Source organism: Arthrobacter sp. 05L421 (genome assembly GCF_056397785.1).
In genome coordinates this window covers 22,386-37,349 of sequence record NZ_JBFTOC010000027.1, presented here as the reverse complement: position 1 = coordinate 37,349, position 14,964 = coordinate 22,386, and the positions used below count along the sequence as shown (strand labels likewise).

Genomic DNA, 14,964 nt, shown 5'->3' with positions numbered 1-14,964 from the left:
GTCAGCATGATGACCAGCGCGGCGTTGTGGGAGCCGAATCCAAATGAACGGGGATTGCCCATGAGCGTCCGTCACGGCCGCCGTGCGGGGTGCCGTTGAAATGCGTCTCTCAAATACTGACCTGCGTACAGGACTCCCGCAGGCAGGTGCCAGGTAAGCCTTCAGCGGTGCCCCCCGTGCATGGGGTGCACGCCCCGCCGGGCTGCGGGCATGTCGGGGTGAGGGTGTCGTTGAAATCGGGCGGGCTAGCGCTTGGACCAGCCTCGGCGGGATCGCTCGATGACGCTCGTGGTCGCAGCAGCGGTAGTGAGTGCTGTGGCCAGAAGGAGGGGTGCCCAGGCCGTTTGTGTGATGGTTGCGCCCGCGACGGCTGTTCCGGCTGATCCCGCAGCGATCTTGAGTGCGCCTACCCAGATGAAGACTTGGCCGCGAGCCTCGATGGGTGCGTATTCACTGCGCGCGGCGAGTGTTGCCGCGAAGAAAAGCGCGTTGGCAATCCCTGCCAGGCAGAAGGCAATAAGGGAGGTCGGGAGTGTCGGAGTAAGCATCACCAGTATCAGCGTTGCCGCGACGAGTGCAGCAAGGGAGCTCATGAGAGGGTCTGCGTCGCGGCGAAGCGGCCGGAGCATAAGAGCTGCTGATCCGAGAAGGTTCCCTATCCCGTAGGCCGCGACCAGTGTTCCGGCGGCTGAGGCACCGTCGAATGTGGGAGCTGTTGCGACGGCGTAGATCGGCAACGCGGCGACGGAGAATGCGACGGTCACGGTGAGCCCGAGGGTGCGGCGAAGCGGACCACGTTTCCATATCAGGCTTAGTGTTCGGCCGGGCGATGGCACGTCAACGGCCTGGTCGGGCGGTTCTTGTCTGGGGAGTGCGAGGACGGCGCCCGCACCAACCACGGCGGCTCCGGCCAGAACCAGTGTCGCGGTAAGTGCGTCAGATGCTGCCGCGATCCAAGCGACTGCTGCGGGGCCGAGGGTGCCGCTGAGCCCGTAGCTTGCGACGTCCCAGCTTTGTGCTCTGCGTTGGCTACCCAGCTCGGGGCCGGCGATGGAGGGCAGACGGCTACTGACCCCGCCGGTAAGCATCGGCCCGAAGATGCCGGAGGCAAAGAGCAGCAGGGCCGGCCAGATCGGCCAGGCTATGGGCAGGAGCAGTGCAGCGGCACCGAGCAGCACTCCGTGGAGGACGGCTGAGGATGCGATCACTTTGCGCCCGTCACGGGCTGTGTCGAGGCGTCGTGCAGTGAAGGGCCCGAGCAGATGGGGTGCGGTGATTGATGCTCCCAGGAGTCCGGCCATCCAGCCCGGCATCCCGCAGGCGTGCGCGAGCAGCACGATAGCGACCACTGCGCCGCCGTCTGCGCTGCGAACCAGTGTCGCGGCGAAGACGTAGCGTGCCAGCCGCCCGGCCCGACGGTCCTTCCTGCGTGGAGCGCCGAGCTCAGCGCTATGGGTTGAGCCCGAGCTCATCGACAATCCTGCTCACCTGGGCACGCTGCTTCTCGGTCAGTCCTTGGAGGGGAAGCGGCAGGCACGATGTTGACGCCAGTCCCAGCTGTTCTGCTATTGCGGCAACGACCCGGATACTCCCGCCGAACTCGGCAAACAACTGCCACAGCGGTGCAAGCCGTTCGGACTCGGCGGACGCTTCCGAGACCCGCCCTTCCAGGGCGGCTCGGGTGATCCGCATCGCAAGGGCAGGCAAGGTGCCGCCGATGACCGAGTACCAGGCATCGCACCCGGCGGCCATGCCGGCGGCGGCCTGGGCGTCGCCGGAAACTCCGATGGTCACGTGAGCCGGGACGGCCGCGCGGATTTCCTGGACCCGCGCCTGCGCCTGTTCCGGATCGTTCGGTACGCCGGGGATTTTGATGGAAGAGATACCGGGCAGTTCAGCGATGCGTCCGTAGAGCTCGCTTGTGAAGGTGAAGTGGGTGGTGCTGGGGTTGTCGTAGACGATGACGGGCAGCGACGAGTTCACAGTGACGGTTCTGAACAGTGCGAAGACATCATCGTCCGTGAGGTGCTGGTAGGTCATAGGAGCCAACAGGAGAGCGGAAGCCCCCGCCTGTTCTGCGTTCTCTGCATTTGCGAGGACGTGTGAGGTTCGCAAGGCCCCGACGCCAATGAACACGGGCGTCGCGCCGGCGTGATCGACGGCAAGACGTGCGACACGGCTTCGTTCCTCGCTGCCCAGGTACGCGTAGGAGCCCGTGGATCCGAGCGCGGTAATGGAGTCTACCTTCGCCTCGGCGAGCCGTTCGATCAGGTGAACGAAGGCATGTTCGTCGACAGCGTCATTTGCCAGCGGGGTAAGGGGGAAGGCGCTCAAGCCGGTGAACATGGTCATAACTCCTTTGTTTGAATTACAGGGAAGCGAAGTCTGAGGCGCCGCCGCTGCCTGGGCGGCCTGGGCTGCGCGGCACCTCAGCCTCGGAATTCTCGCGCAGCGACGGTCTGGCGGACCCGCCTGGCTGGACGACTGTCGACTACTTCGGCCCTTGGTCGATGAGGTCTGGATCGATGAGGGCGGGGTCTATATGGGTACCGGCGTGTTCGCGGGAGCGCGGTTGCCTTCGGCCGCCGCGTTGCGCGGCCGCACCGGCGAGGACGACGAGCGTGATGCCACCGAATTGGACTAGCGAGGGCTGCTGGTGCAGCACAAGCAGCCCGAGGAGCACGCCGAAGGCGGGTTCGAGGGCCATCAAGGTGCCGAACGCGGTGGGCGTCATCCTGCGCAGGGCGAGCAACTCGAGCGCCATCGGCAGCACCGGCATCAGAAGGGCCAGTCCTAAGGCGGCTGCGAGGATCCCGAGGTTAAGGTGTCCGGCGGACTGCGGGATGCCGATGACCGCTGCCGTGGCAGCGGCGACGGGAACGGTGAGTGAGAGCGCACCGATGCCCGTGAAGCGGTCGCCGATGCGTTGGGTGAGCAGGATGTAGACGGCCCACCCGATGGCTGCCAGACCAGCGAACCCGATACCGGCGAGGTTGATGGCACCGGCCCAGGGTTCGGTCAGCAGGACGACGCCGATTAGCGCCAGGGCTGGCCAGATAAGCGCCCGTGCGCTGTGGGCGCGGACCGCGGCGACAGTCAGCGGACCGAGGAACTCGATCGCGACGGCGGTGCCGAGGGGGATGCGTTCGATGGAGGCGAGGAAGGCGATGGTCATCAGTCCGGTGGCGACGCCCAGCCCCAGGAGCACGGGGATGTCGGGGCGGCGCAGTGTGCGCAACGGGGGTCGGGCGATGGCGAGGAAGATGAGTGCTCCCACGCTGAGTCTGAGCCAGGCGGTTCCGGCCGGTCCCACCGCCGCAATGAGATTTACTGACAGGGCTGAGCTCAGCTGGACGGAGAGCATGGCGGCAACGGCCAGTCCCCACGGCGGCACGGGAACATTGTTGGGGACGCGCTGGCTCACGGCTGGCCCCTTCGGGCCAGCCGGTCAGCGATCGCGCGTATCCGGGGGTGGATGAGCATGTCAGTATCCTTCGTTGGGTGGCGTGCCGGCGGCTATCAGGCGGCGGGCGGTTCTGACGTCGGGACCGAGCAGGGTCAGCCTGGCGGCCAGGTCCTCGGCTGCGGTGTGGAGCGCCTCATCGGTCATGGGTTCGAGCGCGTCGAGGATGAACAGTGCGGCGATGGTGTCGTCGCCGAGCTGGGTACGGCGTGCCTGGCGCCAGTTCCAGCGCCGGCAGGTCACCCCGGCATCGTCGCACCACACGACCTCGCCGGGTTCCGGGTGTTCGACCACCGCGGCGCCGTCGGCGGCGGTATCGAAGGGTTCCTTTCCGGTGGCGCGGACCAGCCGGGGCGCACCGCTGTAGCGGTTTAGGTCCTCCCCGCCCAGGGGGAACTGGTGGAGCACCGAAACCGCGTTATAGAGGTCGGTGAGACGGTTCACCCGGGGCAACCCGGACCCCGCACGGCGCAGGAGCGCCTCCAGGCTGTTGCGCGTTCGGCTGGGTTTGGCTCCGAAGCCTTGGTAGGCCGCGCGCCAGGCTGCGACGTGCGGAAGCTGCTCGACCGACCGGCCTTTGAGCAGCTCGCGGGCTGAGGTCTCCGCCGCCTGGAGCATCTCTTCACTGGCCTGGTCGCTCGGGCCCGGGACGAGTCCGTCAACGGCCAGCAGCAACGCCCGGTAGTCGGGCCGCAGCGCGAAAACAGCGGCGTCAACCTGGCCGCCGTCGAGGACTTCCTGAAGCGTGCCCGACTCAGGCATCGGACGCCTCCGGCCGGTGTCCTGTCCCGACGCCCGGCTCGAAGACGGCCAGGGAGAACCTCGCCGGCTCCGTGCCCGGATTGGCATAAGAGTGTGCCACGTCGCCCGGGAACGTCACCGCATCGCCGGCATCGAGGCTGACCGATTGGCCCGCGACCTCCACCGTGACCGTGCCCTGCTGGACCTGCAAGAGCTCCTTGGTTCCCGAGGTGTGGGCCTCGCTCACATGACGGTCACCGGGACCCAGCGTCCAATCCCACAGCTCAACCACGTCCGGCGACTCGGTGCCGGCCACCAACACGCCGCGGCCCCCGGACTCACTGCTCCACAACGCAGCACCCTCACCACTGCGCGTGACCTTCACCGGCTTCCGCCGGGGTGGCTCGACTAGCGCCGGCAGCCCCACGCCGAGCGCGTCGCTGATCCTCAGCAGGGTTCCCACGCTGGGATTCGCGGCACCCTGCTCCACGTTGACCACCATCCTGCGGCTTACCCCGGCAGACTCCGCTAGCTGATCAAGCGTCCAGCCCCGAGACTGCCTCTCCTGCCTAACTCGGGCGCCGATGGCCAGCGCCAAGGTCGTTGTACTCTCATCCATAAGTGCATCATAGTGCACTATTAGTGCACTCGACTACTGGCTGTCGTTCGGCCGCCCGTCAAGAGTGGCCGAAGACCCTCTTGAGCTTCTACGTCGCACCTCGTCCCACCAACCAGGACCGAACCGTGCATGAACCTTGTAGACGACCAGCAGTGAGAAACACGGCAGCGACCCTATCCGCTGCTGTCTTGGAAAACAACAGCTTTCCAAAACACCGAACCAGGGCCCTGATGTGCCAGCCGAGTGGCTGAGAAAACCGGGCTCACCGATGTCTCGGAAACACGTCCCACCGTGGATCGTCTCGCGGGGGCGCAGCAGGGACTTTCTGAGTCAGACTGGCGGGGTGAGGAAACTGGGTTACACGCGCGTCAGTACCTCGGGCCAGGACGCCCATCTGCAACTAGACGCGCTCGTCGCCGCTGGTGTTCAGAAGCGCGACGTATCCGCCGACGTGACTTCCGGAAGCAAAACGGCAATCGAGCGGCCCGGAATGAAAAAGCTCCTCGAGTGCGCCGAGAACGGAGACGCCGTCGTTGTGTTGAGGCCTCGCTGCGCTCGGGCAATACAAGCTTTTCCCGGCATGAATTAGAACGGGCGCTTCGCTCTCAAGTGCAGCTTTGATTGGCCGTTTCGCGGCTCAGTGAGTAACACCTTTAGAAGGATTCTAGAGGCAGTCAGAAACTTGACTTGTAGGAAATGTCCTACCTATTATGGGTCGGTGCCAGTCAGAACGAAGGATTCCCCCGCGGACCTGCTCTTCGGAGCGTTGGCTAATCCCACCAGGCGCGACATTCTCATGCTTCTCTTGGACGGTCCACGAACCGCCGGCGAGATTGCCGAACGATATGACATGGCCCGGCCCAGCGTCTCCGAGCATCTAAAGGTGCTGCTCGATCGGAACCTCGTTTCGGAGGAGCGGCGGGGTCGGACGATTCGATACTTACTGACGCCCGATCCTCTTGCCGACGTCGCGTCGTGGCTGTCGCCGTTCGAGAAGTTCTGGCGCACCCGCCTGAAAGACCTAAACCATACTCTCGAGAACCTGAAGGACACCTGATGTCACCGACGTTGACAGCCATAGAGCTCGACGAATTCCTTCCCCACCCGCCCGCAAAGGTGTGGCGGGCGCTCACCGAGCCGCCCTTGATCGCGGCCTGGCTCATGGAAAACGACTTTCAGCCCATCGTCGGGCACCGCTACACCATGCGCGGAACTCCGGTCCCTGCCGTGGGATTCAGCGGAATTGTCGCCAGCGAAGTGCTCGAAATTGATCCAGAACGGCTTCTCCGCATTTCATGGCGGGACGCGAACGCCGGCAACAGCCTGAGCAGTACGGTCACTTGGACTCTGGTCCCGGAGGGCGCCGGCACGCGCCTTTTCCTCACTCACGAAGGCTTCGACCCAGAGGAGCCCAGCCACGTTGTTGCCCACCGCATCATGGGCGGCGGCTGGCGCGGACAGATACTCAAGAAGCTGACTGAAACGTTGGCCCGGACAGGAGCGTAGGTCCTCAGGCTGGCCGCAGAATCTGTCTACCAAGTTCGAGAAACCTCTTGGCGGTGCCCCACCTGGATTCCCGGCGAAAAGCACGGGCACTACGATCTCGCTCGCCGGGATAGTTATGGTCCCCCTCTCTGGCTCGGGCGTAGGCGTCGACTTTTGAATTGCTTCGCGGACCGTTCGGGCTCATAGGGGACTCCGGACGGATCACCGGCAACCACCACCGGCCCCGGCGCCGACTCAACGTCCTCTGGGCCATGCTCCGCGACGGCACCACATACACCCCGGTCCGGTGACGGCAGCACTACTGGCTTCCTGAGGAAGCTGTCTTCGAGCCGCTCCCGGTCAGCCGTCGGGCCGTTTGGTCCTGGAGCGGCTCGTTGGTGATGACTGCCTCGGGAGGTTCATCCAGCGTGCGCGCGAGGGTATGCGTCCTCCGCGCGCGGGCCGGTGGTCAGGGTTTGATGAGGACTTTGAGGCACCGTCGTTCGTCCATGTCCCTATATCCCTGAACGATGCCGTCCATGTCGGTGGTGACGTCGAAGACCTTGCCGGGTTCGATGGTGCCGTTGAGAATGTCGGGCATGAGCTCTTCAACGTAGGCCCGGACCGGGGCAGGACCGCCGGTGAGGGTGATGTTGCCGCCGAAGAGGCTGTCGAAGCCGACGGGCGCCTCGTTGTACTGGGGCACGCCGACGCGGCTGATGACGCCGCCGGGACGGATGATGCCCACTGCCTGGTCGTAGGCCGGGGTGTGGCCCACGGCTTCGAGGACCACGTGGGAGCCGCGGCCGCCGGTGAGCTCGCGGACCTGGCCGATGCCTTCCTCTCCGCGGGCCGAGACGATGTCCGTCGCGCCGAATTCCAGGCCCAAGTCGGTGCGGGACTTGTGCCGTCCCATGAGGATGATCTGTTCGGCACCCAACCGCTTCGCTGACAGGACGGCCAGCAGCCCGACTGCTCCGTCGCCGATCACGGTGACGCGGGTGTGTTTGTTCACGCCGCCCTGGAGTGCGGCATGGTAGCCGGTCCCGAAAACGTCGGCGAGGGTCAGCAGAGACGGGATCAGTGCGGAATCTGGTGCCACCGGCAGCTTGACGAGTGTGCCGTCCGCCAATGGAACACGCACTGCTTCGGCCTGGCCGCCTTCATCCGGGAGGCCGTCCCAGAAGTTCGCCTCGTGGTGTGAGCAGGAGGTGTGCAGGTTTTCGCGGCAGAATTCGCAGGTGTTGTCTGAGATCGCGAAGGGTGCGACGACCAGGTCACCCTTCTTCAGGGAGGTGACCGCGGAGCCGATGTCCTCCACAATGCCGATGAATTCGTGCCCCATCCGAGCCGGTCCGTTGCCGGCGTCCATGGAGTGGTACGGGTGCAGATCGCTGCCGCAGATGCAGGACGCGCTGATCCGGACCAGCGCGTCGGTGGGGTTCTTGATGACTGAGTCGGGGACGTTCTCCACGCGGACGTCGCCGGGGCCGTACATAAGGGTTGCGCGCATTGGCTTTTCCTTCTCTCTTTTCGGATGTGCTTAGTTGGTTCCAACCGCTGTGCGCCGGCGGCTGGCGAGGGCGAGTGCAATGGCGGGAAACAGGGTCAACGCGGCAATGATCGTGCCGACAAGGCCGGGACCGGTGGTCCCGAGCGGGGAGACCAGGGCGGCGCCGGCGAACCAGGTGCCCACGGCCGTGCCGGCGTTGAACGCGGAGACGCTGAGGGCGGATCCGAGGCTTGCGGCTTTCCCGGCGAAGCGCACCGCTAGGTGAATCAGCACGCTGTTGGCGCTGAGACCGAACAAGCCCAGCAGGACCACCAGTGCGCTGGTCAGCCATGGGGAACCGGTCAGCAGGCTGATGGCCAGAAGGAGGATGGTGGTCACGGCGGGTGTGATGATCGTGATCGGGCCGGGGTGGGCGTCGCCGAAGCGGCCGGCGAGGAGGGTGCCCATGACCGAGCCGATACCGAATCCTGTGAGCACCAGCGGGACCTGGGAAGCGGTCACGCCGGCCTGATCGATGAGGATCGGGGCGATGTACGAGTAGGCGGCGAGCACCCCACCGCACGTTGTGGCGCAGGCGGCCAGCGCCAGCCACAGCCGGCCCGAGCGCAGGCCGGCGAGTTCGGCACGGAGCGACGTTGCGTGCGCGCCGGGGGCGTCGCGCGGAACAAGGCGGGCGACGAGGACGGTGGCCAGCGCGGCGGCGGCCGCCAGTGCCCAAAAGGTTCCGCGCCAGCCGACCAGCTGCGCGACGAACGCGCCCAGGGGCACGCCGAGGACGGTGGCCAGGGCCCCGCCGGCACCCACGACCCCTACCGCCCGGGCACCTGAGGAGGGTCCCGCGGCGCGGGTGGCGACCACAGCGGAGACTGCCCAGAACGCTCCGGTGGCAAGCGCGCTGACGAACCGTGCCACCAGCAGCACCGTGAAGTCCGGGCCAAGCGCCACAACTATATGGGCGGCAACGAACACGATGAGCGCCAGAACCAGCGTGAGCTGCTTGGACATGCGCATCGTCAACATCGCCATCAGCGGTGCGCCGATCACCATGCCGATCGCGAAGACGGTGATCAGCGATCCTGCCTGGGCGACGCTCACCTGCAGGTCACCAGCGATCAGCGGAAGAATGCCGGCCACCACGAATTCGCTGGTGAGCATCAGGAACGTGCCCAGCGCCAGCACATAGACCGCCAGCGGAAGCGAGGGCCGCCGTCCGTTCTCACCGGCCGTGGGATTGCCGGCAGTAACGCCGTCCTGGATTATTGTCTGCCCGCTCATGCGAACTCCTCATTGATGCAGGGGAAAATGTCTCTTATCCATTTCAACCGATTGCTCACCCTTGAAGAAGGCTGCGTTTATGGGGGTATAAACGGTCCCCCCTAAACGCCAACAACTGCGGTTGCAGGCAGGATCACCGTGGGCGCTTCGCCGAATCGAGCGGGGAGCACCTGCTGCATGCCGGCAACGGGCCCGTCGTGCTCATGGAAACGTCATCTTCAATGCCGCCCTTGGGCCCCGTGTTGGAACACGGCCGCCGGGGATCAGTGGCCGGGCTTCCGAAAAGACCCCGCAGCATCTTGGTAGCTACGTCTCGTTGGGTTCCGGCAGGAGTGGCGGGGCGACGCGGGAGGGCTGATCCGCCCATTGTTCGTCGTCGTGGTTGGTAGCGGCCCAGCTGGCAAGCAGGTTCAGGGCGTCCGCGGAGGGGGTGCCCGGCTCGGCGCCGTAAGTCGTGATCGTGAGTCCGGGGTCGGCGGGCAGCTCAAGGACGTCGAAGGTGATCTCGACGAGGCCAACAACCGGGTGGTTGATCCGTTTGGTGCCGGTGAGGTGCATTCGCACGTCGTGTCCGGCCCATCGGGTGCGGAACTCCTCGCTGCGTGTGGCGAGTTCGCCGACGAGGTCGGTGAGGTCACGGTCGTAGGGGTTACGGCCTGCTTCTTTTCTAAGCAATGCGACCATACCGTCGGCGGCTTCTTCCCAGTCGGGGTAGAAGTCGAACCTGCGTGGGTCCAGGAAGGTGAACCTGACAATGTTGGGAGGCTGGACCGGGTCATCGAAGACCGGTGCGTACAGGGCCCGGAAGAGCGGATTGCAGGCGAGGACGTCGTTGCGGGCGTTCCGCACGAAGGCCGGAGCAGCCGCCATGGATTCCAGGAGACGCTTGATACTGGGGCGTACCGGGGACTTCGGCTGGCGGCGCTGGGCGGTCTTGGGCTTGGCGGCCCGGGCGAGGTTGAAGAGGTGGAGCCGTTCGGCCTCATCGAGTTGCAACGCCCGTGCGACCGCGTCGAGCACATCATCGGAGACTCCGTTGATGTGCCCCTTTTCCAGACGGGCATACCATTCGGTACTCACCCCGGCGAGTACCGCGACCTCTTCCCGGCGGAGGCCCGGGACACGCCGGCGGCCCCCGCCCGACGGCAGACCGACGTCCTGGGGAGCCAGCTTGGCGCGGCGGGTGGCAAAGAACTCACGGATAGCGGCTCGGTTGTCGGCTGGTTGCATGTTTTCAACGCTACTCCGGCTTCCGGCGGCTATGGGGGTCGTATTGATCCCCCCTATAAACGCGCCCTCCCACGCACAGGTCAATGCTGGTTGCATTGAACTGTCGGCGGGTGCAAGCTGCGGTATGGGTCCCGCGGAAGGGCAGAAAACCCTTCCGGTCCAGCTCGTGGAACGGGCCGCATACCCACCCCGGCAGCCCGGTCACGCTGGCGCCGGCCACGTCGACCGCAACGACAAGGTTGATCTCATCCCGCTCGACAAGCTGAATCTTCCCATCAACCTCGGGCAAATCATCATCAGCGTATGTCTGGAAAGGCCACCTCATGCCCACCATTGCCATTGTCGGGGCCGGTAGCGGTCTCGGCACAGCCGTCGCCCGCGAATTCGCCTCCCACGGCTACAACGTCGCTTTGATTTCCCGCACACAAGAACACGTCGACGCCATCGCCGAGGAGGTGCGATCCGACGAGGTCGACGCTCAGGGGTTCGCGGCCAACGTCCGTGATCCCGAGCAGCTCGCTCGTGCTCTCGAACTCGCCGCCACGGCGCTCGGCCCGATCGAGGTGCTCCAGTACAGCCCCGTTCCCCAAAGCGATTTCATGAAACCGGTCCTCGACACAAGCGCCGAAGACCTGCTGGCGCCCGTCGAGCAATCGATCTACGGCCCCGTCGCCGCCGTCCAGCAGGTCCTCCCCAGCATGCGCGGATCCGGACGCGGCACGGTTCTGCTCATCAACGGCGGCAGCGCCGTTCGTCCCGCAGTCGGCTACGCCGGCACCTCGATTGCGTTCGCCGCCGAAAGCGCCTACGGCGAGATTCTGCACACCGCGTTGGCTGAGGAGAACATCCACGTCTCGCAGTTCATCATCCCGGGCGCGATCGAAGCCGGTGACCCCACGAACGACCCAGCAGTAGTCGCGCGCACTCTCTGGGACATCCACACCAACCGCAGCGAGTACAGACACTTCACCAGAGCCATGTCTTGAGCAAAGCAGTCCTGGAGAGCAATGCCCACCTACGGAAAATCGTCGACACAACGCCCGACGACGCCGACTAGCCAAACCGTCAAAGAAAGATAGGTCAACCTCTTATGCCCATGGTTCCTCCCGCGATCCCGCGCCCCGCCCGGGCCGTGGATTCGCTGCAGCCACAGTCTCCTTCGTGGCGATCTTCGCGGCGGGAGGAACGGCAGTCCCGTTGTACGACACCTACCGCTCGGAGAACGGCGTCACCAATACCGACCTCTCGCTGGTCGCTGTGGCGTACTTCGTGTTTGCCGTGTTCGGTCTCGTCGTCCTGGGCCGACTGTCCAATCACGTCGGCCGCAAAGCGATGTCGATCGGTGCGCTGGCAGTCGCCGCGGCAGGCTGTTTTGTGCTCTTAGCCGTCGACGGCGTGGTTCCTCTGCTCGTGGGCCGCGGGCTCCAAGGGCTCGCGGCCGGATTGGCCTCAAGTGCACTAACGGCCTACGCCGTGGACACAGCCCCGAAGAGGCCCACCTGGCTCCTGGCAACGGTAACGAGCGCCGTTGCCGCTAGTTAGAGCTGTCCGGACCGCATGGCTGCGATCACGCCGCCGTCCATGAGGAGGTCGGAGCCAGTGATGAAGGCGCCTTCAGCTCCGAGGAGGAACGCCGCGGTGGTTGCTACTTCGGCGGGGGTGCCCATGCGCCCGGCGGCTGATGTCCGGATCATGGTGCGGTAGCCTTCGGCGAACGGCCCGGACATTTCGTCCTGGGCGAGCGGGGTGGAGATGATGCCGGGGCTCAGGGAGTTGATGCGTGCCCCGCGTTCACCCCAGCTGATGGCTGCTGCCTGCACGCGCAGGGCGTTGCCGCGCTTGGCGAGGGTGTAGGCGGCCCCGGAGTCGCCCACTTTCTCGGCGGCGAGGAAGGGCAGATCCAGCAGTTCTGCCGTCGGAGTGTAGGCCAGTGCGTGTTCGACATCGCGGGGGTAGCCCTCGCCCATGTGGCCAGCCATGCTGGAGATGACGATTCCGGAGCCGCCCGGAGCGATGACGCGCCCGAATTCTTCGAGGACGTAGGCGGTGCCGAGAAGGTCAACGTTCAGCACCCGTTCGGTCCTTGCCTGGACCGGGGACACCCCGGCGGCGAGCACGACGCGGGCGACGTCTCCCAGCGATGCGGCGGCGCCGGCCAGGGCGGCGACGGCGTCGTGGTTGGAGATGTCGATCGGGTGGGTGGTGACCTCGTAGCCTTCGCCGCGGAGCTGTTCGGCGACGGTATTCATGGTTTCCTCGCTGTAGTCAGCGAGCAGGACCTTCCGGCCGATGCCGGCGACGCGGCCGATCGCTATTCCGATGCTGCCTGAGCCGATGATGACTGCTACTTCTGCTGCCATGGTGGTTTCCTCTTAACTTTCGTTAGGTTTGGGGGGTTGCTGTTAGAAGGTTCGTGCCTGGGAGTGGCTGGTTTTCCACAAACCACCGACGCGGACATACGTCGTGGTGGACTCCAGCGGCCAGGTCCCGCGGGAGCCTCCGTTATCCAGTCAACCGCCGAGCCCGAACCCGAGGTAGTGGCTGGTGTTCCATGTAATGGCAGTACCTCCCACCAGTGACTTGTTCGCGCGTACCTTGGATAGGGTGAGCAACAACAGCGAAGTGAGCGACTTCCTCAAGTCGCGCCGTGCCCGGATCACCCCTGAAATGGCAGGGCTGCCCGTGTACGGGGGCCTGCGCCGGGTGCCCGGGCTCCGCCGCGAGGAACTCGCAGCCGTGTCCGGGATGAGCATCGATTACTACAACCGGCTTGAGCGCGGAAACCTCACCGGCGTCTCCGACAGCATCCTCGAATCCCTGGCGCGGGCCCTGAAACTCGACGACGCCGAACGCACCTACCTCTTCGACCTCGCCCGCGCATCAAACATCAAACGGCCCCGGCAGCGCCGGCGCGGGCCGCAGAAGCTCAGCTCCAGCATTCAGCACCTACTTGACGGCATGACCGGTATCCCGGCCTTTGTTCAAAACGGGCGACTCGATGTCCTCGGCATGAACGACCTCGCCCGCGCGCTCTACCACCCGAACGGCGGCGAGGCGGCACCGCCCCAGAATTTCGCGCGTTTCGTCTTCCTTGATACCGGTTCCCGGGATCAGTTGCCCGAGTGGGAATCAATGGCTCAGGATGTCGTGGCGATCCTCCGGCAGGAAGCCGCCCGCGATCCCCACAACCGCGACCTCACAGACCTCATCGGTGAGCTCTCCACCAAAAGCGAGGACTTCCGGATCATGTGGGCCGCCCAGAACGTCCGGCTCCACCACACCGGGATGAAACCCTTCCACCACCCCGTCGTCGGCGACTTCGAGCTGACATTCCAGACCATGCAACTCCCGGGCGATGAAGGCCTCACCCTGATCGCCTACAGCGCCGAACCGGGCACCCCGGGCCACGACGCCCTCAACCTTCTCGCCACCTGGGCCGCTACGGTCCGCAGCGAAACACGGCTCAAGACGAACGACTCACCGGCCCACCGTCCCGCCTAAAGAGCCCTCCCGGCAGCCATGCCGTTCCGGTTTCCCTCCCGACGCCCTTCTGATCATCAGCCTGGCTGCTACCGTCGAAATCTGATCTGTTGCGGCCCGCGGGCCTCTACACCGGGGATATACCAAAGCGCCCATGGTCCACCGGGCCCACTCCCGAAAATCTGATTTGACAGCGGGAAAAGGTGCTCCTAGATTCTTACTGCTTTGGCCGCGTTTTCTTAGCTGGTCATGCTTCACATTCATGCTGTTGTTTCATTTGAGCGGCTATACCGCCGGGATGCAGGAGGCCACGATGACGAAGACACCACTGGAAGATTTCCTCAAGGAGTGCGTTGCCCCGGATCCGGAGGGGAACGGTCTCAGCATGGACGAACTGTATGGCGTGTACCTGAGCTGGTGCGGGCTCGAAGGGTTTGCACCTGTGGGTGACAGGGCCTTCAGAGCCGGTTTGCGCGCAGCCAATGTCCGCACTGAACACCGTGGAAGCAGATGCCCGGGTCTGAGGATGACCGGCCCGGCGGCGTGCGATTACCTTCTCCACCGCGAACTGCCGCTCGCCGTGCTGGAACCACCTGCCGGACGTCCTCAACTGATCTCGCACCCGGTCCGTGAACGCGTCGCGCCGCTTCCCGGCTGGCAGACTGGGGAAGCCCTTGGCGCCGTTCCGGCCGCCTGACGTTCCCCGGCCCGGCCGTTGACGGCATCTCTCCGGGACGCGTATCCGGTTTGATCACCCTCCCGGCCGTCGCCCGGTTTCTATTCGGCCTGTGAGGAAAGCCGCCGCGCGAGTCCAGGACTCAAACGCGGAGGCTCCCGGTTCTGCGTCGCATGGATTAAGGCTAAACCGCCCTCGGCTTGGACATCGTTGTCTTGGAACGCCGTGAGAATCTGCGGACGTGCCGTGCCCTTGCTCAGGTTGCCTGCTACCGTCCTGGGGCGCCCTTTGTGAACGGGGGAGTCGGGCACGCGGATCCGGGTTGTGGGCTGAGACAGGCATCAGCGGCCGCCGCGGCAGGTCAGGCAGCCGGGAGGCTAACTGATGGGGCCGGGGACGTCGCGGGGTTCGGCGTAAGGATGCTGATCCGGTAGTGGTGCTGGACGGGTCGACCTACACCGGCAGGTGATGCGCTTTGACAG

At 65.4% G+C, this 14,964-nt stretch carries 16 protein-coding genes and 1 pseudogene; 8 read left to right on the top strand and 9 right to left on the bottom strand.

Going from position 1 to position 14,964, the window contains the following annotated elements; translation table 11 throughout:
• Positions 1 to 245: 245 nt before the first annotated feature.
• From AC1DKQ_RS20330 to AC1DKQ_RS20310, 5 genes are all read right to left on the bottom strand, one after another.
• Positions 246 to 1,472 (bottom strand): MFS transporter, encoded by a 1,227-nt coding sequence (locus AC1DKQ_RS20330; RefSeq protein ID WP_476920015.1) that lies wholly within the window; start codon positions 1,470 to 1,472, stop codon positions 246 to 248.
• On the bottom strand, positions 1,450 to 2,346 hold the full coding sequence (locus tag AC1DKQ_RS20325; protein WP_476920018.1) for a dihydrodipicolinate synthase family protein: 897 nt from the start codon (positions 2,344 to 2,346) through the stop codon (positions 1,450 to 1,452). Before AC1DKQ_RS20325 ends, AC1DKQ_RS20330 begins: the two co-directional genes overlap by 23 nt.
• Positions 2,347 to 2,491: 145 nt before the next feature.
• Positions 2,492 to 3,364 (bottom strand): EamA family transporter, encoded by an 873-nt coding sequence (locus AC1DKQ_RS20320; protein WP_476920017.1) that lies wholly within the window; start codon positions 3,362 to 3,364, stop codon positions 2,492 to 2,494.
• 120 nt (positions 3,365 to 3,484) lie between these two features.
• Positions 3,485 to 4,225, bottom strand: a complete 741-nt coding sequence (locus tag AC1DKQ_RS20315; RefSeq protein WP_476920014.1) for a B3/B4 domain-containing protein — start codon at positions 4,223 to 4,225, stop codon at positions 3,485 to 3,487.
• Positions 4,218 to 4,823 (bottom strand): helix-turn-helix domain-containing protein, encoded by a 606-nt coding sequence (locus AC1DKQ_RS20310; protein ID WP_476920013.1) that lies wholly within the window; start codon positions 4,821 to 4,823, stop codon positions 4,218 to 4,220. Before AC1DKQ_RS20310 ends, AC1DKQ_RS20315 begins: the two co-directional genes overlap by 8 nt.
• Before the next feature lie 343 nt (positions 4,824 to 5,166).
• Between AC1DKQ_RS20310 and AC1DKQ_RS20305 the strand changes: the two are divergent.
• The 4 genes and pseudogenes from AC1DKQ_RS20305 to AC1DKQ_RS20290 all read left to right on the top strand — a co-directional run.
• Positions 5,167 to 5,367 (top strand): annotated as a pseudogene (locus AC1DKQ_RS20305) (recombinase family protein); the annotation flags it as partial.
• A gap of 96 nt (positions 5,368 to 5,463) precedes the next feature.
• Positions 5,464 to 5,880: a metalloregulator ArsR/SmtB family transcription factor gene (locus AC1DKQ_RS20300; protein WP_476920012.1), complete on the top strand. Its 417-nt coding sequence runs from the start codon at positions 5,464 to 5,466 to the stop codon at positions 5,878 to 5,880.
• The gene (locus tag AC1DKQ_RS20295) at positions 5,880 to 6,329 is read left to right on the top strand and encodes an SRPBCC family protein (RefSeq protein WP_476920011.1); all 450 of its coding nucleotides are present in this window, start codon (positions 5,880 to 5,882) and stop codon (positions 6,327 to 6,329) included. Before AC1DKQ_RS20300 ends, AC1DKQ_RS20295 begins: the two co-directional genes overlap by 1 nt.
• Positions 6,330 to 6,487: 158 nt before the next feature.
• The gene (locus AC1DKQ_RS20290) at positions 6,488 to 6,619 is read left to right on the top strand and encodes a hypothetical protein (RefSeq protein ID WP_476920019.1); all 132 of its coding nucleotides are present in this window, start codon (positions 6,488 to 6,490) and stop codon (positions 6,617 to 6,619) included.
• A 158-nt stretch (positions 6,620 to 6,777) separates the two neighbouring features.
• Here the strand turns inward: AC1DKQ_RS20290 and AC1DKQ_RS20285 are convergent, their stop codons facing one another.
• The 3 genes from AC1DKQ_RS20285 to AC1DKQ_RS20275 all read right to left on the bottom strand — a co-directional run bounded on the left by AC1DKQ_RS20285 (position 6,778) and on the right by AC1DKQ_RS20275 (position 10,326).
• The gene (locus AC1DKQ_RS20285) at positions 6,778 to 7,821 is read right to left on the bottom strand and encodes a zinc-dependent alcohol dehydrogenase family protein (RefSeq protein WP_476920010.1); all 1,044 of its coding nucleotides are present in this window, start codon (positions 7,819 to 7,821) and stop codon (positions 6,778 to 6,780) included.
• A gap of 30 nt (positions 7,822 to 7,851) precedes the next feature.
• Positions 7,852 to 9,096 (bottom strand): MFS transporter, encoded by a 1,245-nt coding sequence (locus tag AC1DKQ_RS20280; RefSeq protein WP_476920009.1) that lies wholly within the window; start codon positions 9,094 to 9,096, stop codon positions 7,852 to 7,854.
• A gap of 306 nt (positions 9,097 to 9,402) precedes the next feature.
• Entirely contained in the window at positions 9,403 to 10,326 is a 924-nt protein-coding gene (locus AC1DKQ_RS20275) for a helix-turn-helix transcriptional regulator (protein WP_476920008.1), read from the bottom strand.
• Between the two features lie 323 nt (positions 10,327 to 10,649).
• On the opposite strand from AC1DKQ_RS20275, the gene AC1DKQ_RS20270 reads away from it, so the two are divergent.
• Together AC1DKQ_RS20270 and AC1DKQ_RS20265 are read left to right on the top strand one after the other, a co-directional pair.
• Positions 10,650 to 11,312: an SDR family NAD(P)-dependent oxidoreductase gene (locus tag AC1DKQ_RS20270; RefSeq protein WP_476920007.1), complete on the top strand. Its 663-nt coding sequence runs from the start codon at positions 10,650 to 10,652 to the stop codon at positions 11,310 to 11,312.
• Positions 11,313 to 11,487: 175 nt separating this feature from the next.
• Positions 11,488 to 11,868, top strand: a complete 381-nt coding sequence (locus AC1DKQ_RS20265; protein ID WP_476920006.1) for an MFS transporter — start codon at positions 11,488 to 11,490, stop codon at positions 11,866 to 11,868.
• On the opposite strand, the gene AC1DKQ_RS20260 is transcribed toward AC1DKQ_RS20265, so the two are convergent.
• The gene (locus AC1DKQ_RS20260) at positions 11,865 to 12,686 is read right to left on the bottom strand and encodes an SDR family oxidoreductase (RefSeq protein WP_476920005.1); all 822 of its coding nucleotides are present in this window, start codon (positions 12,684 to 12,686) and stop codon (positions 11,865 to 11,867) included. The genes AC1DKQ_RS20265 and AC1DKQ_RS20260 overlap by 4 nt on opposite strands.
• A 244-nt stretch (positions 12,687 to 12,930) precedes the next feature.
• Between AC1DKQ_RS20260 and AC1DKQ_RS20255 the strand changes: the two genes are divergently transcribed.
• Together AC1DKQ_RS20255 and AC1DKQ_RS20250 are read left to right on the top strand one after the other, a co-directional pair.
• A complete protein-coding gene (locus tag AC1DKQ_RS20255) occupies positions 12,931 to 13,827 on the top strand; it encodes a helix-turn-helix transcriptional regulator (protein ID WP_476920004.1) in 897 nt (298 codons plus the stop codon).
• Between the two features lie 292 nt (positions 13,828 to 14,119).
• Positions 14,120 to 14,503 carry a hypothetical protein gene (locus AC1DKQ_RS20250; protein ID WP_476920003.1) on the top strand — a complete coding sequence of 128 codons (384 nt, stop codon included), beginning with the start codon at positions 14,120 to 14,122 and terminating at the stop codon, positions 14,501 to 14,503.
• The last annotated feature ends 461 nt before the right edge of the window (positions 14,504 to 14,964 follow it).